The sequence below is a fragment of the Desulfomonile tiedjei DSM 6799 genome (genome assembly GCF_000266945.1).
Classification (GTDB): domain Bacteria; phylum Desulfobacterota; class Desulfomonilia; order Desulfomonilales; family Desulfomonilaceae; genus Desulfomonile; species Desulfomonile tiedjei.
Map to the genome: position 1 here is coordinate 4,993,470 of NC_018025.1, position 24,262 is coordinate 5,017,731.

Here is a 24,262-nt window from a genome sequence, read left to right on the forward strand (position 1 = left end):
TAATAATTGGTACCAGAGAGGAATTCACATGATTGAAAAAGAGGGTGTTTACACGAATTACGGAGTAGCAGTTGTCGGCGCCGGTTACTGGGGCAAGAACCACGTTCGCAACTTCTTTCGATTGGGTGCTCTGGCACAAATTTGCGATCTCGAGGAAGAAACCAGAACTCGCATGGCCTCACAGTATCCGGGGGTGTCTTGCACTGATTCGTATGAAAGCGTGCTTGCGAACAGCGATGTGCGAGGAGTGGTCCTGGCGACCCCTGCCGTAACGCATTATCGCCTTGCCAAAGCCGCTTTGGAGGCTGGTAAAGATGTTCTGGTAGAGAAGCCGCTTGCCTTGAATGTAAAGGATGCACAACACCTCATGACCCTCGCTACTGAGAGAAGAGCAATTCTCATGGTCGGCCATATACTCCTTTATCACCCGGCTGTGATCAAGCTGAAGGAGCTGGTCGACAGTGGCTACTTGGGCAAAATCCAGTACATACAGTCAAATCGCTTGAGTATGGGTATCGTGAGATCCGAAGAAAACATCCTCTGGAGTTTCGCTCCTCATGACGTGTCCGTCCTTCTCCATTTGCTGGGAGAAATGCCCACCAAAGTCAATGCATACGGAGTGTGCCAGCTTCAGGACGGCGTCGAAGACGTCACCATCAGTGTCATGGAGTTTGCCAGCGGAGTCGGTGCTCATGTGTATGTCTCCTGGATGAATCCCTTCAAGGAGCAGAAACTCGTAGTAGTCGGCGACAAGCGGATGGCCGTATTTGAAGATTCAAAGCCTGAAAACAAGTTGCAGGTGTACAACAACAGTTTCTCATGGGTTCAGAGGCATCCTGTACCAGTAAAAGGAGACGTAGAGAATATACCTATCGAGGTCGCCGAACCTCTTTACAGCGAATGCCTCCATTTTCTCGAATGCATGAAAACCAGACAGCGACCGAAGTCTGATGGAGAAGAAGGACATCGCACGCTATCTGTGCTGATGAAGTGCTACGAATCTTTGAAACAAATCTGTGCTGAACCGGAGGCAGTGGAAACAGTCCAACACAGAGACTATTTTGCGCACCCGACTGCGGAAATCGAGCAACCTTGCTCAATCGGTTCGGGAACGAAAATTTGGCATTTCTCTCACGTGCTGCCTCACGCCACTATAGGCAAGAACTGCAATATAGGCCAAAATGTCGTTGTAGGCAAAAACGTTATCATTGGAAACCAGTGTAAGATCCAAAATAACGTGTGCATTTATGAAGGAGTGACACTCGAAGATTACGTATTCTGCGGCCCGTCTATGGTCTTCACGAACGTGTACAATCCCCGTTCCGAGATCCCTCGCATGACTGAAATCAGACCGACTCTCGTGCGCCAGGGTGCCACTATAGGAGCCAATGCAACAATCGTATGCGGCACGACTATCGGACGTTATGCCTTTATTGGAGCAGGAGCCGTGGTCAAGAAGGACGTGGACGATTATGCGCTGGTAGTAGGAAACCCAGCACGGAAAATCGGATACATGTGCAAGTGCGGCCATAAACTGCACGAACATGCAGGTTCCAACGGTCTTTTCAAATGCTCGTCCTGTGGGATGCTGTACAAGTTCGGACCGAATGCAAAGCTGGAAGAGTATCAAGCCGAGGAAACGGTGACGAAAGTGGCCCTCCTCGATCTGAAGAGTCAGTATCTCTCGATAAAGGACGAAGTAGATAGTGCGATTAAGAAAACGCTTGAAAGTCAACGATTCATCCTGGGGCCGGACGTGGAAGCATTAGAACGTGAAATCGCGCAGTATTGCGGATGCAGTCAGGCAATTGGTGTATCTTCCGGGACCGATGCCCTTCTGATCGTGCTCATGGCACTCGAAGTGGGACCTGGAGATGAGGTGATCACGACTCCATTTACTTTCTTTGCAACTGTTGGCTCGATAGCAAGGGTCGGAGCTGTTCCGGTTTTTGCCGATATAGACCCGCATACGTTCAATATCGATGCCAACCAGGTCGAGAAACTCATCACTCCGCGAACAAAGGCAATCCTGCCGGTTCATCTTTTCGGTCAATGCGCCGAAATGGGCGTATTGCTCGAGATCTCGCAAAAATATGGCATTCCCATTGTGGAAGACGCTGCTCAGGCTATTGGAAGCGAATATCACGGAAGAAGAGCCGGCAGTATGGGGGCATTCGGTTGTTTTTCATTTTTTCCTTCCAAGAATTTAGGAGCTTTCGGTGACGGTGGAATGGTGACCACTAATGACGACGAACTTGCAGACAGGGTCCGCATGCTAAGAAATCACGGAGCCAAACCGAAATACTTCCACAAGATCGTTGGAGGAAACTTCCGACTCGACGGTATTCAGGCAGGCATATTGCGGGTGAAACTGAATCACCTCGACAAATGGACTGAAAGACGAATCGAAAATGCTGCCTACTATACCAGGAGACTCGATGAATTAGGGCTCTCGGGCAGTGTCACTCCTCCGTACATTGCTGAAAGCCGTCACATATTTAATCAATATGTTGTTATCGCTGAGAATCGTGACGAACTTAAGCAGTATCTCAAAGATCATGGAGTGGAAACGGAAATTTACTATCCAAGACCGATGCATCTTCAGGAATGTTTCGCTGACGGTCGTTACACTGAAGGGAGTTTCCCGGTAAGTGAACAGGCCAGTAAGCAGGTTCTTGCTTTGCCTATTTTCCCCGAGCTGAGCGCAGCCCAGAAGGAATATGTGGTGACCAAAATCAGGGACTTTTACCAACCTGCTTCTCGAGTCGAGCGACCGTGTTTTATGTACGCCTGATTTGGTCGTTTTTTCCCCGAGTCTTTCATTATTCGAGGTCAAAGTGTTCATCGATGCCCATTTGCATGTCGATCTTCATGGTATGTCGATCGATAAACTGATCGCATACCTGGATCGCAATCGAATCGATCAGTGCTGGTTATTGACCTGGGAGGAGAAGAATCCCGCCCATCCGTGCTATCACCACCTGACAATCGAGAAGGTGTTCGAGGCATATCAGAAATATCCATCACGAGTCGTCCCGATGTATGCCCCGGACCCAAAGACAGAGTCCTGGGAAACCACGATGAAGTTCTGGTTTCTCCGTGGTATCAGAGGAATCGGTGAGCTGAAAGCCACTTCCGGGTGGTCTTCGAGTGAGATGACAAAACTACTGGATTTTGCTGACAAGCTGAAATTACCAGTGATATTCCACATGGAAGAAGCGAGTTCAGCGTTTATGCCCACAACCGACTTCACGACAGACAAAATAGGGTGCAAATTTCTTAACAGGATAAAATCATTTGACTTGGGACGAACTTCTCTCGACTATCTCCGGAGAAACTATCCGCCGGCCGGTTCGTTTCTCGATTCCCGACAGCGTTTCCATCCGGGGTATTTCTCGGACTTCTCCGGATTGGAAGAACGCCTGCGTGAGTATCCGCAGGTGACGTTTATCGGTCATGGTCCTCTGTTTTGGAAGGGAATTTCGCAGGATCCCGGACCCGACTTGTACCCCAAAGGACCTATCGAATCAGGAGGAATCATACTGAGACTCTTTCGAGAATACCCGAATTTGCACGCGGATATTTCCGGTATGAGCGGCTACAACGCACTTCGCCGCGATGCAAGGTTCTCTCAAGAATTCCTCGAAGAATTCAGTTCAAGAATCCTCTTTGGCACCGACAACGTGTCCCTTGGTCAGAAGGAGCTTTTGAGAACTCTGAAAGTAAGCTCTACCGGCTTGAACAGAATTTGCGCTGATAATGCTCTGAGAATCATGAAGATTGCAGGAACCGCGCAATTCAGATCATTTACTCCCGCCGCGAACAATGCGACTAACTGATTCCGGATTCACCGGATGGGAAGAATTGTTTACGGAGAATTATTATGGCAATACTCGATCTATGTTCACGGACTCTGGAAGTCATAAGAGCACCGAGAATTGGAATATGTATGTTTGGAGATGGTAATGCTAAGAAGACTTATGAAATGTACATACAGCGCCACCCACGCTTTTTCTTTATAAAAAGCAAGACGATAGGAGTGGCACTTCTGCAATTGCCTCATACCTTCGATGCTTACCTGAAAGACAAACCATCCGTGCAGCGAGCCAGAAACAAAGCTCTCAAACGGGGTTATACATTTCATACTATTCGAGCAATCGATCACGTTGACGAAATACTCGCGATAAACACTTCTGTTCCCATTCGGCAAGGTTCGCCTATGCGCCGGGAATATGTCGATCGGAAGCTGGTGGAAAATTTCTGTAGTTCAGCCGGGGATATTTTCGGTGTTTTCGGACCTGACGGGAAACTTGCAGCATACGACCACAACTTCATCTGCGGTGACGTTTTTACCGGCACCAGGATGTTGGCCCATAACGATCACTTGCGTAACGGAGCAATGTATTTTCTCGTGACTGAAGCAATCAGAGATCGAATCGAAATGCGCAACCGATTGGGTTACCCTAATTGGGGTATGTATGATACGATTTGGGGCTGCTCTCCGGGCTTGCTTTTCTTCAAGAAAAGATTAGGCTTTGCGCCTTACCGGGTCAAATGGATTTGGAACGATTCTCGAACTCGCTGTGCTGAGACATTCTCCGCGCGACTCGAAGAACTCAAGAAGAGGTACACAAGCGGTCTGGTTGGGGTGTGGAGCGATTTCGACGGCTTTTCCGAAATCGTCCTGAACGCTGCTGAATTTCTATGAATCGAGATTTTGGTAGCAGTTCACACTCGCTTTCAAGTAAGCTTTGCGAAAGTTTTTCAATATTGTCTCAGTTTAAGTAAGTTTGAAGAAAATAGAGAGGCATAATTCGTTGCACCGGGACAAATTCTTCCATGATTTGCTGCGCATGAACGAGAATCCATAGATGTATTGGATGCCTGCTCGTTAAATTAGTCGTTTCTCGGATTCAAGTTCACATGATTGTTACGGTGACGAACAAGAAGGTTAATCCTACCGTTTCTCAGATAATACTTCGCATAACCTTGTTCTACCCTGAAGAAACAGCGGTTCTAAAATCGGTTCTGTCAGCCGACCTCAAGGATATCTATGTCATATGCATCATTGGCTCTGGCAAAGCTCAAAAACGCTCTTGCATCGACGGGTTTCATCAGAAACGCCGCTCTATTGGCCGGTTCTGCTGCTGTGACCCAGGTTATTTTCTTAAGTTTGTCCCCTATTTTGACACGAGTATATTCCCCTGAAGATTTCGGGATACTGGGAGTTTTTGTTTCTGTGGTATCGATGGCTTTGCCGCTGGCTTCTTGGCGCTACGAATATGCTATTACTTTGCCGCAGGATGACGATATCGCCGTGAACGTTCTTGTCCTCGCGATAATCATTCTCCTGGGCATGACGCTTTTGAGCGGGACAGGTTTATTGATATTTGGCGACTACATTATGAAGGCGCTACGGGTGTCGACCGGATGGTATTTTTCCTGTCTGCTGGTTGGCGGACTATTTGCCAGCGGCCTATTTCAAGCACTTAATTTCTGGGCTCTGCGTAAGAAGGCTTTTTCTCGGATCGCCCGGACGAAACTCGCACAAGGATCTATAACCGCAATCGGGCAGGTCGCTCTGGGACTGTTGCACATCGGCCCTGCAGGACTATTATTGGGAGATGTGGTCGGTCGTACTGCAGGAATCAGAGTTTTGGCAGGATTGCTCTGGACCGAAAGATCCAATCTGGTAGGCAGTGTATCTACCGGTCAATTGCTTAAGGTGGCTCGTCGTTACAAGCGTTTTCCCTATCTTTCCTGCGGTTCCGGAGTATTGAACGCTGTGGGTCTGTCTATTCCCGTAGTCCTGATGGCCTCGCTGTATGGGGTGCAAGCGGCCGGTTTCTTTTCGTTGGCTCTTCGCTTGATCGGTCTCCCAATCAACCTCCTGGGTCAGGCGGCAGGGCAAGTATTTTGGGGAGAAGCAAGCCGCATGTATGAGGATCCTGAAAGATTATCCAGACTATTCTACCGCGTTCTGCTTATTATGTTCTTGGTGAGCATAGCAATGATGGTTCCGTTGGTTGTGGTGGCTCCTTCTGCACTGGCACTTGTCTTCGGTGAGCAATGGCGGGAAGCAGGCTATTACGTCCAAGCACTCTCGCTTGGTTTTGTCGTTGATTTTATGGCGACTCCATTGTCTTCCACGCTTTTTGCCCTGGAACGCCAGAGCTGGCAGCTTGGTTGGGATGCAGGCCGGCTGGCTCTCATGCTCCTCGTATTCATAGGAGTGCATTCGTTGGGATTTAGCCCGCTCATTGCAGCTCTGTGTTATGGATTGGCACAGGTATTGGCATACGGAATCCACCTCACCCTCTCGGCCATTGCGATTCGCATTGCCAAGAACAAGATTTCCCAAGATCTTGACAACGGAGATCTTCGAGTCGGTTTTAGTGGATAATTCTTTTTCCACAGACCTCCGGAAGATTCGGTCATGCTAACCGCAATATCCATTTCTCGCAAAACGGTGATACGTGATACGGTCACAATAAAAAATGTGCACCTTCCCATGTTGTGCATACATCGACGTAAACGGAAAACTCATGATGAGATCGATCAAAGTCCGGTATCTCACGGCTAAGCTATCATGCATACTTCTTGTTGCTCTCGGACTCTCACTGGGCCATGCAGTCATGCTGCATGCTGAACCCCAGACCAAGAAGGTTCCCATGGATCTTGGTTTCAAGACGAACAAAGGGGCCGACGAATTTTTGCAGTATATCTTGTCCTTGTCCGAGAACGAGATGATTGCCATAATTCCCGAGCAATCCGGAATTTTCTACACCAGATGTCCGAACTGCCGAGCCGGAACACAGGATCGCGGAGACTGGGAATGGACACCTCAACTTCCTCGAAGCATACGATGCAAGCAGTGCAAAGAAGTGTATCCAAATAATACGCGATATCCGGATTCCAATCATATTACCACTGTATCGCTTCACAAAAGGCACTCCTATCCTTATTACGAGACACCCGACGGTTATCGGATCTTTCTGGCGGCACATGCGGATTATCTTGCTCGCCAGTTCATGGAAAAGACCTGCCGAAGACTGGCTTCGCTTTATCGTGAAACCGGAAATGATATGTATGCTCGTCGAGCTGCGTTGATACTACTCAGATTTGCCGAGGTTTTTCCCGGGTACGCTTACAAGTTCGATTATCCCTTCAAGCAAAAACAGTTCTTTTCCTATCGCCAGAGCACGATGGCGGGATTCGATCCCTTCCGGGTGAGTAAATGGACCTGGTGGGGCTACATGGATGTTTCCCGGGAGTTGCTTCAGGCCTATCATGACATCAAACCTTGGCCAGGGCTGAAGGAAATGGGCAATGGAAACGCTGTTCGTCTCATTGAAGCAGATCTTTTCGGCCAAATGGTCCGCGGAGTCTTAGAGAAGCCGGAAACCTACGGAAATATGTCGCCGGGAATGTGGTTTGATTTTGTCCTTGCAGGTTACGTTCTGAATCGATTCGATTGGGTACGTGAAGTCACCGATCGGCTCAAGAAATTCTATGAGACAAATTTTCTACATGACGGGTACTGGATGGAGACTTCCCCATCGTATTGTTCACAAGTGACAGGCAATCTGACAAGATTACATTTTGCGATTCAGGAAAGCATGCAATCCTCGGACAGGCAGGATAAGACCAAAGTTGAAGTTGCTGAAAGAATGCAGGAATTGTCTGTAGTTTTCGACACCATCCGGACCGTGCAAAAAGCTGTTAAGCTGCCAAACGGAAGAGATCTCCCCATAAACGACACATGGGCCGACACCGGCTCCAACGGGCTGAACGAGTCCAAATCTCTCTTGATGCCCGGTCTCGGACTCGCTGTCCTGAATACGGGAAAGGGTAACAACCAGTTAACTGCATGGCTGAACTTTACATCGGGCCGTATGCATAAACATAAGGATGCCTTGAGCATAGGGTTATTTGCACACGGGAAGGAGTTGCTCAGCGACATAGGTTACACACACACGAAATGGCGCTGCTGGAGCCAGTCCACTCTGTCGCATAATACGGTTGTTGTAAACGGATTGGATAGCGCCCTGGATCCCAAACATGTAAATAACCGATTGCGATTCTTTGTCACTGATGGAAAAGGATTTCATGTAGTCGAGTCCGAAAATGATTCAGCGTATCCCGGTGTTACAACGGCGTATAGGCGTGCTTGCGCACTGATCGGGTCGGGCAGCAACGATGCTTATTTATTAGACATATTCCAGGTAACAGGCGGTAAACAGCACGATTTTCTGCTTCACGGGTCTCCTGCCGAAAACTCACGAGCACGCGTGGGGGGAGTCGAGCTGAAGCCGTATGACGGCACCTTGATGAACGCACATGCTGAATTCCGAGAACCCAAAGGTGAATATGACACCATCCCAGAGGGAGCAGGCTACGGTTTTGTGCGTGATATTTCTCAAAGTAAAATAGGTAATGAGATTACAATCGATTTCCGATTTGAATCCGACCCGCGAGTGGGAATCACGACCCACCTGCTTGTCCCGCGAGAAGCTCTTCTTTTCGTCGGGAAGGCTCCCAGAATCCGCGATGCAAAAAACCAGGATAATTTACTCGACAAATTCTGGGCTCCATTCGTCTGCGCAAGAGTGGAAGGGAAAGATCTTTCCAGTCGTTTCATCGCGGTTCACGAGCCGGTAAACTCCGAGGCCAAGGTAAAAAGTGTCCATTTTGTCCCGTACGGATCCGGAGGGCTTGTAACGGTCGATAGGGGGAATTACGGACGAGACTATTTTATGGTCTCAAATGAGGAGAATCTCGCTTTTAGTTCGGAGACTCCCGATGGGGTTCTCAAGTTTGACGGTCAATGGGGATTTGCTCGAGTTCAAGACCATCGATGCGTTGAAGCTCATTTAGTAGGAGGCCGATTCCTTAACCTTGGGACAACGGCAATTTCGGGGCAAGGACGGTGGTCGGGTCAGGTCAATCAAGTTCACCGAATTGTGACCAAAGAGTATCGCGGATATTTCGAGATCGGTGAAGATGTGGGATCTCTTGCCGGGTCGATTCTGTCGATAGAGTTTCCCGATCGGACAATTAGGGCTTACAATATTTCCAAGATAGAACGACTAGATCGCGGAAGCCGAATATATGTGGTTGAAGACCCGGGATTTACACTTCATGATAGCTATGTTCAATTGACTACATTTCCTCAGCGTTCCATCCGAGGGGCTGTAGTCAAATATCACATTGCGAGCGTTGCAAATTGGCGGGACCAATAGGGTTTGATGCTACGAATTGTTAATCGCATTGCTGCAATTTTGACCAAAAGCTTTCTGCCAGAAACAATGAAATGAAACAAAGTATAGAGAACTTGTTCTTTTCTGACCTTTTGGACACCCTCTTTTTTATGGGGAACGGTAGGTCTCTGCGTCTCTGCCGAGCCGAACTGATCGATTTATTTTGAAAAATGTGCCGGCACGGAGGCCGGCACCCACCAATTCTTGAGAAGCGCTTTTCGCAATCGGACAAAAATTCTGACATTTGCGTAAATTGCTGTTTGGGTACGACCTCTGGAGGCGCATTTTGCTTCTGTTTGCAGCAATAGCTGTGGGAGCTGCTCTGATAACGTTAGTTAATCCAATGGCCGGTATAGTCCTGGCGTTGAAAGCTGACGTGGCTACGTCGATAGTTTTGGCGCCAATTCTGGGAGCCAGCTACGGCGAGGGTGAAAACCAGCACCATACATTGCTGATCACTCTTCCTGTACTTGCAGTTTTGCTTGTCAGGATGATTCTACAGATTCTTTCCCGCAGAAAAAGCATGGCGATTCCAGCATTCAACAGCGTTGATCTGGGGCTATTTGGGTTAATCGTGGTGGTGACGTTCGGCAGCTTTCGTAGCGAAAGCTTCATTTTCGGAAGTGAAATAGTGGGTCGACTTCTGGTACTGGGCGTCTCGTACTATATTTTCTCCCGTACTGCTGTAGTTTGCAAGAATGATGTCAAGCGTTCGGTTCTGAGTTTCATGATTTTAGTTTGGTTATTGTCTGTTGGTTCCGGACTCTACGTCCTCTTCTCTACAGGGGAAATTGGCAGCAACGTCATATCCGCTGCAGGGGAAATCGTTGGCAAAGTAAGTCTGACAAAAGTGAATCCGATATCTTTCAGTATGTTGATGGGAGAAGCCATACTGGTTGCACTTTTTTGGCTTCTCTCGAATAGAGATTCATCGAGACTGCTGACGTTTTCCATACTTTGTTCGTTGCCACTTCTGTTTGGTTTGATGCTGACGACGGCTGAAAGAGGACCCTTCTTGAGCCTGGTCATGGCAGCCGCTTTCCTTACCGTAGCACTTATACTCATTGGTAACGACGCCCGCTATCTTGTGTATTCTGCGATCTTTTTTTCTGCGGTTCTCGCGGGAGGGGTTGCTCTCTACCTCAGTCAACCCGCACTCAGCGAAGGACTCGCAGGCCGTATATCCGATCTCGGTTCAGGAGAGAGTACCGTCGGTATACGCATCAGGCTGTATTCTCAAGCGTTGGATTTGTTTGGAGAATCGCCTCTTCTCGGCAACGGTACCGGCGCACTCGAAAATATCAACGGCAGAGGTCTTTATGCTCACAATTTGATTTTGGAAATCCTTGCGGAACAGGGGTTGCTCGGATTTGCAATGCTTTCCATCTTTCTTGCGGGGTTGGTCAATCGGATAAAAACATCAATTCTACTCTATCACGACCCGATATGCGCTTATTTCGCGGCCCTTGTATTATTCCACTTGGCAGAATCCATGGTCAGCGGCACTCTTTGGGGATTGAAGAGTCTCTATTTTGCCGCAGGTATGTTGGTCGTGCTCGAGTATCTCGCCAGAGAAGATTTCGCAAATTACTGGGAGTCTCCATGTCATGCTTGTCAGTACGGCTGCGTCGAGGGCTGCGAATAAGCGAAACATGCGCATTGCAAGCATTTGGAACCGGCCGTTTCGGTTCAATACTTTGAAATCACTGAGGCTTGCGATTGTTTATTAAATTGGCCTGAGTGCACGATTTTCCTGATGTATGAGGCAAACTTATAGTGGCGACCAAGGTGATCCATTTGACTTCCGTGCATCGTTGTGACGATCCGCGGATCTACGAGAGGCAGTGCAGGACTCTTGCGAGAGCGGGCTATGAAGTCATTCTGATCGCGCCGGATTGTCATGACAGAGTAAAAGAAGGGGTTTGCCTGAGGGGAGTACCAAAGGCAAATGGCAGACTCAGACGCATGTTAGGAACAGTATACCAGGTATACAGGTCAGGAGTCAGGGAAAATGGTGAATTATATCATCTTCACGATCCTGAATTGCTGGGTCCTGCAATCCTGCTACGAATGCAAGGCAAGAAGATAATCTTCGATTTTCATGAAAGTTTGGCCGCACAGGTCTCGACCAAACCCTGGGTGATGTCAAGACTACGCCTCGCAGCGGCCACTTTCGCAACTTTCGTGGAAAAACTGGCTATCATTGTATCCAATCGAGTTATTGCCGCTACACCCGTGATAGCGAGATCTTTCCCACGAAACAAGACCTCTGTAGTTATGAATTATCCGATCCTGAAAGAATTCAATCCCACAAGTTGTCTCCCCTATTCTCGGAGGCCTCCCTGGATCGGATATGTAGGTGCTCTGACTGAAATCCGTGGAGTCAAAGAAATGGTAACGGCAATGGACCTGCTGCCATCCCATCTGAAAGCCAAGCTCTTCCTTGTCGGGACGTTCAAACCGTTCGACTTTGAGAATGAGGTTACACAAATACCCGGATGGAATTATGTAGATTATGCAGGATATCAACCCCGGAAATCAGTAGTGGATATACTTGGCCAATGCCGTGTCGGGCTTGTGATGCTTCATCCGACGCCGAACTATCTGGAGTCGTATCCTATCAAATTGTACGAATATATGGCTGCAGGGTTGCCTATCATTGCATCTGATTTTCCTTTCTGGCGCAAGATAATTGAAGACGTCGGATGCGGGTTGCTGGCCGATCCTCTCGATCCTGGGAGTATAGCCGATCGAATCCAGTGGATACTTGCTCACCCCAAAGAGGCTGAAAAAATGGGAAAGCGAGGTCTGGCTGCGGTTCAAACCAGATTCAACTGGAATTTGGAAATACCCAATTTACTGCGAGTGTACGAGGAAGTGCTTCAGTAGTTTGACGCCGTTCACTCAAGAGTGAATAGTATTTCGCATGAACATTCAATTTGTAGATACAACGTTGTGGAATGTTAGTTCTCTTGCTTTGAATCGACTCAGTCGTGTCACGGGTTACTACTTCTTACTTCATATTGTTACGTGAGATCTCAACGGCTAACCACCATTAATATGTGCGAGGAAGAACGATGAAAAAATTTGTACAAAACGAATTTGAATCGGCATTTGCGGAATGGCTTGGAGTCACTCGCGCGTTTGCTTTTTGGAAAGGACGAGTAGCGCTGTACGCTGTTCTGAAAGCAATGGGCATCTCTGAAGGAGACGAAGTAGCAGTTCCCGGTTATACTTGTGTCGCTAATATTACCCCAATTCATTATCTTGGTGCCATTCCAAAATACGTCGATATATTGCCGGACACATATAATATGAATCCGCGTGCCCTGGAAGAAGCGATAACTTCGCGAACGAAAGCAATTATCGCTCAGCATACGTACGGAATTCCAGCCGATTTGGATGAGATAATTCGAATCTCCAAGAAACACGGGGTTCCGGTTTTGGAAGATTGTTGCTTGGCTCTAGGAACCAGATTAAACGGGAAGCGAGTTGGGTCCTTTACTGCTGCATCCTATTTTTCTTTTCAGTGGAGTAAGACGATACGTATCGGTCTGGGAGGCATGCTTGCGATAAACGATAGAAGTCTTGTTGACAAAATAGAAGCTTTGAGAAATCAGAGCATGTTTAGTCCAGGCATGTTGGAGAGCACTCTTTTATCGGCCCAGATGTTAGCTTATGGCTTATTATATAGGCCTTCAACCGCGATGTTTCTCGAGGACTTCTTTCGTTTTCTCACCAATCATGGGCTGGTAGTGGGCTCATACAGCCTTAAGGAGTACGACGGATCTGCGCCACCGCATTTTCTCAAAGGCATGAACCGGGTGCAGGGACTCATAGGTAGGTTAAGGTTCCGTGAAATTGACACAGTCATTTCTCATCGCAGGATGCTACAAACAATTTACGAAGAGTATCTACAAAAACTGAACTGGCCTGTGTTGGATGATTCAGTGGATTCACAGACTGTCCTCGTGCGTTACCCGATTCGTGTGAAAAGAAAATTTCAAACACTGGATGATGCTTATCGCGATCATATAGAGCTTGGTAGCTGGTTTGACTCACCTCTTCATCCACGAGGGACACCGTTGGAACGCTATGGCTATGTCAATGGAACCTGTCCTGAAGCCGAACAAGCGGCAAGAGAAGTGGTGAATCTACCCTTGCATATGCGCATTACGCCCAAGCACGCAGAAACGATTGTGAAGTGGTTAGTGGAAAATGCAGTCCCGGCCAATAGCGCCATATCGATGGCTGGACAATCTCATCAATTGAGAACATATAAGCTCTCTCAGGAGTGGATGCATGAAATCGAAGATCAGGTGTAATTGGGTATTCTTAGAATTGGTCTCAAATGAGGACATAGCCATATGAAGACCACTGCTGCAGGAAATGCTATGCGAATTCTTCTGATCAACCAGTATGCCGGTTCTCCCAATCATGGCATGGAGTATCGCCCGTACTGTCTTGCGAGACAATGGACCAGTTCGGGCCATGACGTCAACGTGCTCGCTGCCTCATTTTCGCATCTCCGGACAAGAAACCCCAAGGTCACGGGGATAGCGTTCCAGGAAGAAGTCTCTGGAATACACTATGGATGGGTGAGGTCACCGAGCTACGACGGTAATGGCTTACTCCGAGCTATCAACATGCTTTCCTTCCCGTTGTTATTATCGACCTACGGGTGGGGTCTCTGTCGGAACACGAAACCGGATATGGTCATCGTCTCATCCCCAAATCCATTCACAATTCTGCCCGGCTATCTTCTGGCAAAGCAGACAGGGGCAAAACTTATATTCGAGGTTAGAGATCTTTGGCCGCTGACTCTTATGGAGTTGGCCGGCATGTCACGCCGGCACCCTTTCATTTCTGCCCTGCAATGGGTGGAAGATTTTGCCTACCGGAAAGCGAATTGCGTGGTTTCCTTGCTGCCAAAGGCAGAGGATTACATGGTATCGAGAGGTATGGACAGGCGAAAATTTGTTTACATACCCAATGGGTGCGATTTGGAGGAATGGGATAGTACTGCATCTGACATGCCTTCGGAACACGCGGACACATTTCAACGTCTGCGGGATCAAGGACGATTCATTGTCGTGTACGCTGGCAACCACGGTCTGGCCAATGCGCTTGACACACTGATTGATGCCGCAACTGACCTGATCGATACATCGGTCACGTTTGTGTTAGTAGGTAAGGGACCGGAAAAGGAAAGGCTTTCCAGGCGTGTCGCTCGGCAGAATCTTTCGAATGTGGTCTTTTTACCGCCGGTATTGCACTCATCATTGCCGAAACTATTGGCAGCAGCAGATGCATGCTACATAGGGCTCGTCTACAGTCCAATATTTCAGTACGGTATCAGTCCAAATAAACTGCTCGACTACATGATGGCCGGTAAGCCGATCATCCATGCGATTGAGGCTGGAAACGATCTTGTTGCGGAGAGCATGTGCGGTATCTCAGTCTCTCCTGACGAGCCATCAAATATTTCTGAAGCAGTCGTCACGCTTATGCGCATGGATTCCGGCAAGCGAGAGGCGATGGGGCGCCGCGGACGGGAATACGTGGAGAAGAATCATTCATATGAGGTTCTTTCCAATCGTTTCTTAGAGCTGGTGACGACTACGAGTTGACGCTTAACCACTGAGGTCATTGAACCGGATTCAGGTACGAATAGCGGTCAAAGGAAGCACGAAAAACTTTTTCTGTAGTTTTGAGGCTGTTTAACTTAACGGTCGACATCAATGAAATGCAAACCATCATGCTGCATGGATTGGTGACCATGGAGTAATGCTTAGAAGATGGGGGGAGGCTACCCGAAATGTTGCCATCGGTTCATTTCTTTAGAAAAACACTAAATGTCCTGAGATCACCGTGTGTGGAAATTGCCTTATTTGGCGATTCTTCGGCGAGATGCAAATTTGAACACTTCATCCAGCGGCATCCCCGATTTCCTTTAATGCGATGTAAGAAATGGGGAGTCGCTCTCCTTGAACTGCCAAAGACTTTTGAAGACTACTTGAAAGAGCACAAAGATGCTAGAAAACGTCGGAATAAGTGCATCAAATTAGGGTACAAATTCGGGTCAATGGAACCGGCGGACTATCTCGAAGATATTCTGGCAATCAACGGCTCTTCACCGAAGAGGCAAGGCACTACTGTACGCAAAGAATATTTGGAACCCGATCTCGTCCGTTCATACTTCGATCAGGTCTGTGGCACCATGGTTGGAATATTTCGACAAGACGACGTGCTGGTCGCATACCATCATTTCACTATGTGCGGAGACGCATGCGTGTCAAATAGGATTTTTGGACATGCAGATCAACTGAAATCCGGGATAATGTACTACCTTATGACTGAGTCGGTTCGGACTCTAATTGATTTCAGGGAAGAATATGGATACCCTCACTGGACCATGTACGACACTATAGCGGGGGCGTCTGAAGGGATGCTTCGATTCAAGACAAGATTGGGATACGAATCGTACAATGTGAATTGGATCTGGGAAGAGAGTTTAAGTCATAAAGAAGCTTGCCTAACGGGACAAGCTGTCGAGCAGCCGGTCATCCCTCATTTCACAAAACCACACACTATTTAGTCTCGTCGGAGGAGAGTCATGCTGTCGCTGGACGTTTGCAAGAAAACGTACGCTATATTGAAAGCGCCCCGGGTGGAAATTGCTATGTTCGGGAATTCCCACGCACGGGAAATGTTTGAAACCTTTACAGGGCCTCACCCGCGATTCCCGTTCATCAAGTATAAAGTGTACGGAGTAGCGTTACTCCGTCTGCCCGCAACATTTCAAGAATATTTGTCGACTCACAAGGGTGTTCGAAAATCACGAAAACAAAGTCAGAACGCGGGATATACATTTCATTCACTGAACGCGCTAGACTATTACGAAGACATACTCGCCATCAACAAATCCTCTCAGAAGAGACAGGGTGAACTGATGTTCAAGGACTATACCGATCCGGATCTTGTCCGAGAAGATTGCGAACGTGTGCCGCAAATGCATGGGATACTCCGTCAAGACGGCACGCTTGCAGCATATCACCAGACTATCTTACTGGGAGACATGTATTACGGCCATAGAGCGCTCGGCCACGCCGAGGATCAAAGGAAAGGCGTCATGTTCCATCTCTGGAGTGAGATCATACGAGTCTTCATCGAACTCAGGGACAAAAATGGATACCCCGTCTGGTCCGGATATGACACTTTTTGGGGCGCATCTGAAGGCCTGGTCTCTTTCAAGACAAAGCTCGGTTACGCTCCTCACAACGTAAAATGGGTCTGGACAGATAAACCGGCTGACCTCAATTTTTGGTCCATCTCATAAAGTATGCCATAAATGACGAGACTCGGATGCGTAAGGAGAATTCAAGTGTTCCGTAACCTGGGAAAGCGATTGTACGAAGATTTCTTCATGCCGTCCAGATTGTCAGAATACGCAGAAATGCTGAGAGTCGCTCTGCACAATGGATATAGTGTGCTTTCCATCGAACACTACTTGAAGATTATCAGAGCGGATCGAATCGGATCCGAAAGGTTTCTCGTGCTACGACACGATGTGGATTCGGATGTAGAAACAGCGAAGATCATGCTGGACATCGAGTGCTCTTTTGGAGTCCCTGCGTCCTATTATTTTAGACTTTGCACAATCGACACCGACTTCATGCATCGCATTGCTCGTAGCGGTGGAGAAGTCGGATATCACTACGAGGAAATCGCTACCTTTAGCAAAAAACGAGGATTCAAGACTCGAGCTGAAGTCGAAAAATGTTTGCCGGAAATTCGCGATGCATTCAGGCGGAACTTGCTGTCTTTGAGATCGCGAACCGGTTTGCCGATGAAGATTGTTGCCTCACATGGTGACTGGATGAACCGGAGGTTAAGAATCTTCAATCATGAACTCTTTAATGACGAATTGCGAAGAGAAATGTCAATTGAAGCCGAAGCTTACGACCCATACCTTTCCTACGGCATCACTTCCCGAATTTCCGACAACAACTACCCCACCTTCTGGAATCCGGTAGATCCGAGAGTGCCGCTCAGTGAAGGCAGTCCGGTCGTGTACGTACTCACCCATCCTCGGCATTGGGCTTCCAATGTAACTGAAAACTTCCAACTAGAACTGAGCCGCATATCGGAAGCTGTCAAGTACCATTTGGTCTCCCTGTTGCCGAAAAACTTCTTTTCTAATGGGAACTCCCATAGCAGCTACTTATCATCTTGAAGAACTGGAATACTATGAACCCGAAAACAAAGATCGTTTGTCTGATAACTTTTGATTATGAGCTTTTTCTGGGAAGAAACTTCGGGCCACCCGACACGATTCTTTTCGAACCTACACGCAAAATATTGGATATCTGTGACCAAGTTAATGTGCCGACGACGTTTTTTGCTGATGTGTGCTCTGTTTGGGCTCATCGTAACAATGGTTGCGATTCGTACGCAGATGCATTTGAAAAGCAATTGCAGGAAATCGTCTCCACAGGTCATGATGTCGGGCTTCATATCCATCCGCACTGGCTCTTTACGACGTTTGTAGGGGGACAGTGGCAGATATCCACTGAGCGCATGTATCTTCACGAGTTGGGATTCGGCACGCATGATCATTCCGCTGAAGAGACAGTCCGGAAGGGTGTCAACTACTTGAACGAGTTGCTCGGCAAGCAAGATACTCAATATCGGTGCACGGCATTCAGAGCCGCCGGACTCGCATTGCAGCCACAAGAGAAGGAGATCGTCAGAGTCCTCCTGGACTGCGGTATCCGTGTGGATTCGAGCGTTGCAAAGAATCTCCGGCTCAATATGGACACAGTTACCATTGATTACAGCCGTACACCGAAGAACGCAAACTGGTTTCTATCCCCTGAAACCGGAATAGAGAATGGGAATCGGTCCGGCATTTTTGAAGTACCCGTTGCCACCTTTCAGATGGGATTCTTGGAAAGAACCGGCTTCATGGCCCGTCGAATCCGGTCTGCCGGGAAGCTTCGCGGCTCGGTAATCTCCCGTTCTCCCAAACAGAGTCGCTTGACTAGTCTGTACTCTCTTTTACTACTGAATTTGAGATATTTGTTCTGGAATCCCTACTATCTTCTGTCGTGCGACACCAAAGGGATGACATTGGATTTGCTGCTCAAGGGTTTTGATTCTTACCTTCAGCTTCACGATGATGAAGTGATGTATGTCTCCATGATAAATCATCCGAAGTTGATGTTTGATGAACAGGTCCAGCTATTGGGAGACTTTGTACGAGAAACGAGACAAAGATACGGCTCTGAAGTGTCCTTTCAAACCTTCAGACAAGTGGCTGCAGATTGTGATTGCACTCAGGATTTATTGAAGTCGTCTGAAATTTCCACGAATGCTACACGAAATAATTTGGAAGTTTACGAGGGGGCGCTGTAATCAAGAAAGGTATAAGTGATGCGATTGGCAGCTAATAAAGTCGAAAAAGGCATGCAACCCATTGCAGACAGGCTCCTCAATAATCAGCCTGAAGAGAAAGAAAACCGTATCGGGGGTCTGAGAATTTTTGGGGCTACAGAAGAAATGGCCGATCAGTTGGTGTCGTTTCACAACAGCTATTTTGGTGACAATCGTAAATCCGAGCACTGGATATGGGAATATAGGGGATGCCACCCCGATTTATCGTTTTTCACGGTGGTTGTCGATGAAGGCAGATTAGTAGGCACTATGGGATCTATTCCTATTTACCTCAGAGTTGCAGGTGAGAAAATATTGTCGAACAAACTGGAGAATGCTTTGCTCGTTCCCGAGTACAGGGGCAAAGAGACTGCAACTGACGCGAGAATTTTCCATGAATGCAAAGCTCGTGAAAAAGGGTCCCAATGTCTGTGGGCATACACACCGGTATCCAAGAGTGCTATTCGAGAGGGCTATACGGTTTTCAACGGCGTCATATGCGGCGTCGTAGCGGCAATGAATCTCTCGGTTATTGCGTCGGATACGCTCAAGTCAACGAAGCACCCTTTCAAGAAGAAGATTCTTAGGCTCGCTTCGCAATTTCTGCTCTGGATTTACGGTTCGATCCTCAGGGCCACGGTGCTTCTGCCCAAATCCAACTATGACATCGTTTCAGAGCCTCTAAGAGAGACTGACTTGGACGACTTTTACAGGAGATTGCGCATCGCATACCCGAACATGATCCATATCGACTTGAACGCGCGATATCTCAAATGGCGAATTCACGATAATCCAATACTACAATACAGGTCTTACTATGTTTACGACGGAAAAGATCTAAAGGCATATGCGTTTGTTCATGCCGGTGATGTTCGGGCTTTTCTAACGGATTTTAACTTCGAGCACATTGACGCAGGCAGATTCCTTCTATCACGCATTGTGAATGATCTGAAGGACCAAAAAGCCGGTTTCATAGTCTTTGCCGGCAATTTGGAGAATCCTTCGCTGAAGCGAGTATTCCGATTACTTCGACGCTGGGGTTTTGTACACTTCAACAAAACGAATCTGATCGTAAAGAATCTACAATTCAGGAACGGAAGAGCACTGACCAACGCGGAGAACTGGTGCATGACCGGAATCGGAACGGAAGGATACACGCTTTAAGACGTTCAGAATGGAGCGTCTGTGCCCACTTGAAATCGTACGGGCAAGTGAGCCAAAAGCAACAATCAGCGTAAAACCCTTCCCTTAATTGCATCTGCAACAGAGTGACTCAAGGTTATAGTCTTCCCGTCCTCAAGAAGCACCGACCACATAACCCCGTCCTCCAGCCTGGGGCCGATAGTGACTTTCTGTCCGGGGTATAATCCAGAGTTTTGTGCCTCAGCACCGACGGATTCAATAGAGACGGTCCGGCCCTCTCGCAAAATGCTCAGCGAGCAAACGTTCCCTGCTGCACACGAGACATAATTCTCCGGAATCTGAGCACCGTGAGGATCACGAATGGGATGCCCGAGCAGATCGTCTAGATACTCGACCGAATCTCGGTCGTGCACGTGTTCCAGTTCGTGGGCTTTCTGGTGCACTTCGCCAGCAGGAATTCCTACTCGATGTAGATACGTTTCCCATAGTCGGTGCGCTCTCAAAATGCGGCGAGCTTCCCTCTCTCCATCCTGGCTGAGTGACAATCCTTCTGGAGTCTGCACGATAAGTCCCTCACGTATCATGAATTTGAGTGCCCGGGAAATCCTTTCCTGATCGGCCCCGATGACTTCCGTGAGCAGACTTCCGGTGGCCGCGGTTCCTCCCTGGCGAGTCAAGGTAACAAGGACGTCTTCAACCAGCTGCTCCGGAACCATTCTCCGAAGACGCATCCACCGTGCCAAAAGTCCATATTGAGGAGCAACTGTGAGGACGACAAGAAACTGAAGCGTGCAGAAGATCATAATTGCCCCACCGCCTGAAGAATCCAACCAGATACTCAGATACAATCCCCCCAGAACGCTGGTCACTCCGAAAACGGCAGACAACATCATCATCCGATCCAGTCGGTCGCAGAGAAGGTATGCGGTTGCGGCTGGAGTGATCAGAAGTCCCACCACGAGAATTACCCCTACCATGGAGACCGCGCTTACCACTACGAGTGAGACGCATGTAGTAAGTGCGTAATCGATGAGGACCACGGGCATACCGATGCTTGCAGCCATTACCGGATCGAAACTGGATAGTTGAAACTGTCGAAAGAAGAGTATGACTGTCGTTAATACAATAGATGCCGCTATGGCTGCAACCCACAAATCGTGATCTGCGACGCCGAGCACATCCCCCATGATGAAGTGTACAAGGTCAATGTGAATATAGTTGCGAAAGATGGATACCATTACCACGCCGGCCGCAAAAACTCCCGTGTACATGATCCCTATGGCAGCATCGTCCTTCACCCTGGAGACCCTTGAGACAAACCCTATGGAACCCACAGTCACCACTGCGGCTATGAGCGATCCCACAAGCATGGCAGGCGCGTACGCCTCGGTTTGAAAAGCGAGCTTCATAAAAAGATATCCACCCGCTACACCAGCTATCATGGCATGAGACAACGCATCTCCCAGGAAAGCCATACGACGTAGGATCACGAGGCAACCCACGACGCTGCATACGATTGCCGCAACTGAGCCTCCAATCAGCGCTTTCTGGAAAAAGCTCTGTTGAAGGGGATAAACCAGCGCTTTGTACACGAACTCCATTAGCCGGATTCCTCTTGCGCTTTCAGGCCGGAAAAAACCCTGAGCTTCCCTTCGTACACTTCGCTGAGGAGGCCCGGGTTGAGTACGGTCTCAGGGCTGCCGTATGCATATAGTCTCTGTTTTATCAGCATGAGCAGATCAAAGTATTCCCCGGCGGTAGTCAAATCGTGATGCACCACGAGCAAAGTCCTGCCTGACTTCTTGGCGCGATCGAGAACATCGAGAATAGCTCTTTCAGTAGCAGCATCGACGCCGGCAAAGGGTTCGTCGAGCAGGAGTATATCAGCTCCCTGAGTGAGGGCTCGCGCCATGAAGACCCTCTGCTGTTGCCCCCCTGACAACTGGCCGATCTGGCGATCGCGAAATTCCTCCATACGGACCATTTCCAGGGCTTCCTGTACTATTTGCCAGTCGGATCGACTCGGATCTTTCCACCAGGGGATGTGCCCGTATCGGCCCATCATTGCCACTTCCGCAACAGTGATCGGATAGTCCCAATCAACGGCTCCCCGTTGCGGGACATAGGCCACCAGTCCCTTCGCCTGGGTTGCGGGAAATCCCAGGATCTTAACCGTACCGAAATCCGGTTTGACAAATCCGAGTACTGCTTTTATGAACGTCGATTTTCCCGCACCGTTGGGTCCAATGATGCCTACTGAGACGCCCTGCTCGATACGCACGGATATATCGAGAAGAGCCGGTCTGGGACCGAAGCTTACGGTGAGATTCTTGACCTCGATTGCCGGGATGTCGTGATTAGTGGCCATGATCAGTTTTCGCCTCGTGATCGGCCGGCGGAATGTTCAAAGAGAGTGAAGTCGCCAGGCGAAGCCCTGGTTCGGACCACAAAGTTTCCTCTGCAATTGTTTCGCCGTCGCGTTTGATGGTGACCCGATAGGCATGGGCACGACCAGCGGATTCCAGCGGCGGATTCGCCTCCACGTACAATTCGTTTTGACCTTCCGTCAGCCCTTGCACGTCTTCGAGTCGTAGTGGAGTTCCCTGTGCTTGATTGTCATCCTTGGCGAGCACCTGCTCACCGTTGATCTTCACTATTAACGACATAGGTTTGTCATCCGGATGTGCAAGAAGCGCAAAAGGGTCAGGTTCCAGTTTGGTAGTGGCAACAATCTCGAGAGTAAAATGCCCTGCAGCCGCAGTGGGACGGAATTCCGCGACAGCACGCTTGTCTTCGCGGGTGTGCAGATACCCGGCCACACCCCCCAGAATCAGGATCCACACCAAAATAGCTAGAATAGGCCGCACACTTCACCTCAATGAAGAGCTGTTACTATTGTGAGAACATTCTCTCTCATCATACCGATATATGTCTCTCCAGCCGTTCCGGCTTCACCCATAGAATCGGAATACAATTGTCCACCTATTTTCGTACCCGTTTCTGAAGCGATCTCTCGCATTAATTTCGGGTTAACACTCGATTCTACGAAGAGTGCTTTCACACCTCGACTTTTAATGGATTGCATTACCTGCCTGAGTTTATCCGGGGTCATGCCCGCACCGAGTTCCGCTCCCGTGGACCAGCCTATTGGCGCTTCGTTCTTGAATCCATATTCCTTCGCGAAATAATTGAATGCATCGTGACTGGTTACCAGTATTCGTTGTTGCGGATGTACCTGGTTGAACTGCTCGCGTATCCATGCATCCAGAACTCGTAATTCCTGCAAGTAGAGCTTGGCTCTGGCGCTGTATTCGACGGCTCCGTCGGGGTCCATCCGGGAGACTGCGCGGAGTATGTTGTTTACATAGATTGCTGCATTCCTCGGGCTAAACCAGGCATGTGGATCGTTTATCTGCTCGCCACCCTGCTCGAGCACAATGGGCTTCAGCCCTTCTGTTGCGGTGATGAGCGGCTTACCAGCATCCTTCGCCAGAGTTGCCATCCAGTTCTTGCCCTCCAGATGCAGACCGTTCTCGATGGTCAGATCTGCGCTTGCGGCAATCTGGGCATCTTTCGGGGTAGGCATATAGGTATGAGGATCCGCCCCGGGAGCCAGAATGCTGACAACGTGCCATCGATCTCCCACAATCTGTCGAGCGAAATCAGCTATTTGGGTTGTTGAAGCCACAATGACCGGTTTATGGGAACCCACTGGTTTTTCCGCCTGTTGAGCGTGCACATGTGAGACTCGGCCCCACAACATGAGAACACAAACCAGAAGGAACGATGTTACAATTGTGGTATAAAACGTGCCTGAAATCGTATTACCTGCGGTTCGCTTCATCCAAAAAATTGTTTCACTATCATATCTGACTTCACGAGACATTTCCAATCCCCACACCTGTGGCGCCGAAGCGACAATAAACATCTCTGCTGCCTGGATTCCACAATACATTGTTTTGCACGAGTCGTCAAAGATGTGGTTTATTCGTACAAAGGAATGAAGCGGAACGGATATTGAAAAATACCTTATTGTTCTGTTCTGAACGCAGATGACATTAATGTACATTACAAAAACAATGCGTAGAGAATTAAATGTGCTATTATGGCATCATGTTGTTGGCGGCAGATCTTGCGTACTGTCGATCATTTTCAGAATATTCTCAGCCAACTGAGATTGCAGGAGGTTACACGTGTCAACGTCTTATAAAATCGTGTTGACCGGGATTCAATTCAGGCAGGATAGACGACAGGTCAGGGATGCATTGGCAAGCCTTTTCAAATGCGAACCGGATCGTATCGAACGTTTGCTGGGGACTGCCCCGGTCACGATAAAATCGGGAATTACCATGGAAGCTGCGATGAAATATCAAAAGGCAATTCAGGAACGAGGAGCGGAAGCCATGGTGCAGCGCGATGAATGA

19 protein-coding genes are annotated in these 24,262 nt (G+C 48.5%); 15 read left to right on the plus strand and 4 right to left on the minus strand.

What is annotated here, in order from left to right:
• Nucleotides 1-28: 28 nt before the first annotated feature.
• The 14 genes from DESTI_RS31635 (at nucleotide 29) to DESTI_RS21395 (ending at nucleotide 19,859) form a co-directional block, all read left to right on the plus strand.
• A complete protein-coding gene (locus tag DESTI_RS31635) occupies nucleotides 29-2,794 on the plus strand; it encodes a DegT/DnrJ/EryC1/StrS family aminotransferase (protein WP_014812053.1) in 2,766 nt (921 codons plus the stop codon).
• Nucleotides 2,795-2,837: 43 nt separating this feature from the next.
• Nucleotides 2,838-3,839 (plus strand): amidohydrolase family protein, encoded by a 1,002-nt coding sequence (locus DESTI_RS29245; RefSeq protein WP_014812054.1) that lies wholly within the window; start codon nucleotides 2,838-2,840, stop codon nucleotides 3,837-3,839.
• Nucleotides 3,840-3,883: 44 nt separating this feature from the next.
• Complete coding sequence (locus DESTI_RS21340; RefSeq protein WP_014812055.1) at nucleotides 3,884-4,708, plus strand: GNAT family N-acetyltransferase; 825 nt, start codon at nucleotides 3,884-3,886, stop codon at nucleotides 4,706-4,708.
• Nucleotides 4,709-5,053: 345 nt separating this feature from the next.
• The gene (locus tag DESTI_RS21345; protein WP_014812056.1) at nucleotides 5,054-6,403 is read left to right on the plus strand and encodes a lipopolysaccharide biosynthesis protein; all 1,350 of its coding nucleotides are present in this window, start codon (nucleotides 5,054-5,056) and stop codon (nucleotides 6,401-6,403) included.
• Nucleotides 6,404-6,545: 142 nt separating this feature from the next.
• Nucleotides 6,546-9,242 (plus strand): heparinase II/III domain-containing protein, encoded by a 2,697-nt coding sequence (locus tag DESTI_RS21350; protein WP_014812057.1) that lies wholly within the window; start codon nucleotides 6,546-6,548, stop codon nucleotides 9,240-9,242.
• Nucleotides 9,243-9,546: 304 nt separating this feature from the next.
• Nucleotides 9,547-10,905, plus strand: a complete 1,359-nt coding sequence (locus DESTI_RS21355; RefSeq protein WP_014812058.1) for an O-antigen ligase family protein — start codon at nucleotides 9,547-9,549, stop codon at nucleotides 10,903-10,905.
• Between the two features lie 131 nt (nucleotides 10,906-11,036).
• On the plus strand, nucleotides 11,037-12,149 hold the full coding sequence (locus DESTI_RS21360) for a glycosyltransferase family 4 protein (RefSeq protein WP_014812059.1): 1,113 nt from the start codon (nucleotides 11,037-11,039) through the stop codon (nucleotides 12,147-12,149).
• Between the two features lie 188 nt (nucleotides 12,150-12,337).
• A complete protein-coding gene (locus DESTI_RS29250) occupies nucleotides 12,338-13,585 on the plus strand; it encodes a DegT/DnrJ/EryC1/StrS family aminotransferase (protein ID WP_014812060.1) in 1,248 nt (415 codons plus the stop codon).
• Between the two features lie 42 nt (nucleotides 13,586-13,627).
• The gene (locus DESTI_RS21370; RefSeq protein ID WP_014812061.1) at nucleotides 13,628-14,890 is read left to right on the plus strand and encodes a glycosyltransferase family 4 protein; all 1,263 of its coding nucleotides are present in this window, start codon (nucleotides 13,628-13,630) and stop codon (nucleotides 14,888-14,890) included.
• Between the two features lie 326 nt (nucleotides 14,891-15,216).
• Nucleotides 15,217-15,858, plus strand: coding sequence for a hypothetical protein (locus tag DESTI_RS21375; RefSeq protein ID WP_157212240.1), 642 nt, complete (start codon nucleotides 15,217-15,219; stop codon nucleotides 15,856-15,858).
• An 18-nt stretch (nucleotides 15,859-15,876) separates the two neighbouring features.
• Nucleotides 15,877-16,599 carry a hypothetical protein gene (locus DESTI_RS21380; protein ID WP_014812063.1) on the plus strand — a complete coding sequence of 241 codons (723 nt, stop codon included), beginning with the start codon at nucleotides 15,877-15,879 and terminating at the stop codon, nucleotides 16,597-16,599.
• 45 nt (nucleotides 16,600-16,644) lie between these two features.
• The gene (locus DESTI_RS21385) at nucleotides 16,645-17,496 is read left to right on the plus strand and encodes a hypothetical protein (RefSeq protein WP_014812064.1); all 852 of its coding nucleotides are present in this window, start codon (nucleotides 16,645-16,647) and stop codon (nucleotides 17,494-17,496) included.
• Nucleotides 17,497-17,510: 14 nt separating this feature from the next.
• Nucleotides 17,511-18,677: a polysaccharide deacetylase family protein gene (locus tag DESTI_RS21390; protein WP_014812065.1), complete on the plus strand. Its 1,167-nt coding sequence runs from the start codon at nucleotides 17,511-17,513 to the stop codon at nucleotides 18,675-18,677.
• An 18-nt stretch (nucleotides 18,678-18,695) separates the two neighbouring features.
• Nucleotides 18,696-19,859 (plus strand): GNAT family N-acetyltransferase, encoded by a 1,164-nt coding sequence (locus DESTI_RS21395; protein ID WP_014812066.1) that lies wholly within the window; start codon nucleotides 18,696-18,698, stop codon nucleotides 19,857-19,859.
• A 65-nt stretch (nucleotides 19,860-19,924) separates the two neighbouring features.
• Here the strand turns inward: DESTI_RS21395 and DESTI_RS21400 are convergent, their stop codons facing one another.
• The 4 genes from DESTI_RS21400 to DESTI_RS21415 are packed head-to-tail and all read right to left on the minus strand — an operon-like array spanning nucleotide 19,925 to nucleotide 23,724.
• Nucleotides 19,925-21,439 (minus strand): metal ABC transporter permease, encoded by a 1,515-nt coding sequence (locus DESTI_RS21400; RefSeq protein ID WP_014812067.1) that lies wholly within the window; start codon nucleotides 21,437-21,439, stop codon nucleotides 19,925-19,927.
• Nucleotides 21,439-22,206 (minus strand): metal ABC transporter ATP-binding protein, encoded by a 768-nt coding sequence (locus DESTI_RS21405; RefSeq protein ID WP_014812068.1) that lies wholly within the window; start codon nucleotides 22,204-22,206, stop codon nucleotides 21,439-21,441. Before DESTI_RS21405 ends, DESTI_RS21400 begins: the two co-directional genes overlap by 1 nt.
• Nucleotides 22,196-22,705 carry a hypothetical protein gene (locus DESTI_RS21410; protein ID WP_014812069.1) on the minus strand — a complete coding sequence of 170 codons (510 nt, stop codon included), beginning with the start codon at nucleotides 22,703-22,705 and terminating at the stop codon, nucleotides 22,196-22,198. Before DESTI_RS21410 ends, DESTI_RS21405 begins: the two co-directional genes overlap by 11 nt.
• 8 nt (nucleotides 22,706-22,713) lie before the next feature.
• On the minus strand, nucleotides 22,714-23,724 hold the full coding sequence (locus tag DESTI_RS21415; RefSeq protein ID WP_211213706.1) for a metal ABC transporter solute-binding protein, Zn/Mn family: 1,011 nt from the start codon (nucleotides 23,722-23,724) through the stop codon (nucleotides 22,714-22,716).
• 307 nt (nucleotides 23,725-24,031) lie between these two features.
• Between DESTI_RS21415 and DESTI_RS21420 the strand changes: the two genes are divergently transcribed.
• Nucleotides 24,032-24,262 carry a hypothetical protein gene (locus DESTI_RS21420; protein ID WP_014812071.1) on the plus strand — a complete coding sequence of 77 codons (231 nt, stop codon included), beginning with the start codon at nucleotides 24,032-24,034 and terminating at the stop codon, nucleotides 24,260-24,262.

Excerpts from the sequence above, each read along its gene's own strand:
- DESTI_RS31635 (WP_014812053.1), top strand. The coding sequence starts at position 29 with ATGATTGAAAAAGAGGGTGTTTACACGAATTACGGAGTAGCAGTTGTC.
- DESTI_RS21340 (WP_014812055.1), top strand. The coding sequence starts at position 3,884 with ATGGCAATACTCGATCTATGTTCACGGACTCTGGAAGTCATAAGAGCA.
- DESTI_RS21345 (WP_014812056.1), top strand. The coding sequence starts at position 5,054 with ATGTCATATGCATCATTGGCTCTGGCAAAGCTCAAAAACGCTCTTGCA.
- DESTI_RS21350 (WP_014812057.1), top strand. The coding sequence starts at position 6,546 with ATGATGAGATCGATCAAAGTCCGGTATCTCACGGCTAAGCTATCATGC.
- DESTI_RS29250 (WP_014812060.1), top strand. The coding sequence starts at position 12,338 with ATGAAAAAATTTGTACAAAACGAATTTGAATCGGCATTTGCGGAATGG.
- DESTI_RS21370 (WP_014812061.1), top strand. The coding sequence starts at position 13,628 with ATGAAGACCACTGCTGCAGGAAATGCTATGCGAATTCTTCTGATCAAC.
- DESTI_RS21375 (WP_157212240.1), top strand. The coding sequence starts at position 15,217 with ATGCGATGTAAGAAATGGGGAGTCGCTCTCCTTGAACTGCCAAAGACT.
- DESTI_RS21380 (WP_014812063.1), top strand. The coding sequence starts at position 15,877 with ATGCTGTCGCTGGACGTTTGCAAGAAAACGTACGCTATATTGAAAGCG.
- DESTI_RS21390 (WP_014812065.1), top strand. The coding sequence starts at position 17,511 with ATGAACCCGAAAACAAAGATCGTTTGTCTGATAACTTTTGATTATGAG.
- DESTI_RS21395 (WP_014812066.1), top strand. The coding sequence starts at position 18,696 with ATGCGATTGGCAGCTAATAAAGTCGAAAAAGGCATGCAACCCATTGCA.
- DESTI_RS21400 (WP_014812067.1), bottom strand. The coding sequence starts at position 21,439 with ATGGAGTTCGTGTACAAAGCGCTGGTTTATCCCCTTCAACAGAGCTTT.
- DESTI_RS21405 (WP_014812068.1), bottom strand. The coding sequence starts at position 22,206 with ATGGCCACTAATCACGACATCCCGGCAATCGAGGTCAAGAATCTCACC.
- DESTI_RS21415 (WP_211213706.1), bottom strand. The coding sequence starts at position 23,724 with ATGTCTCGTGAAGTCAGATATGATAGTGAAACAATTTTTTGGATGAAG.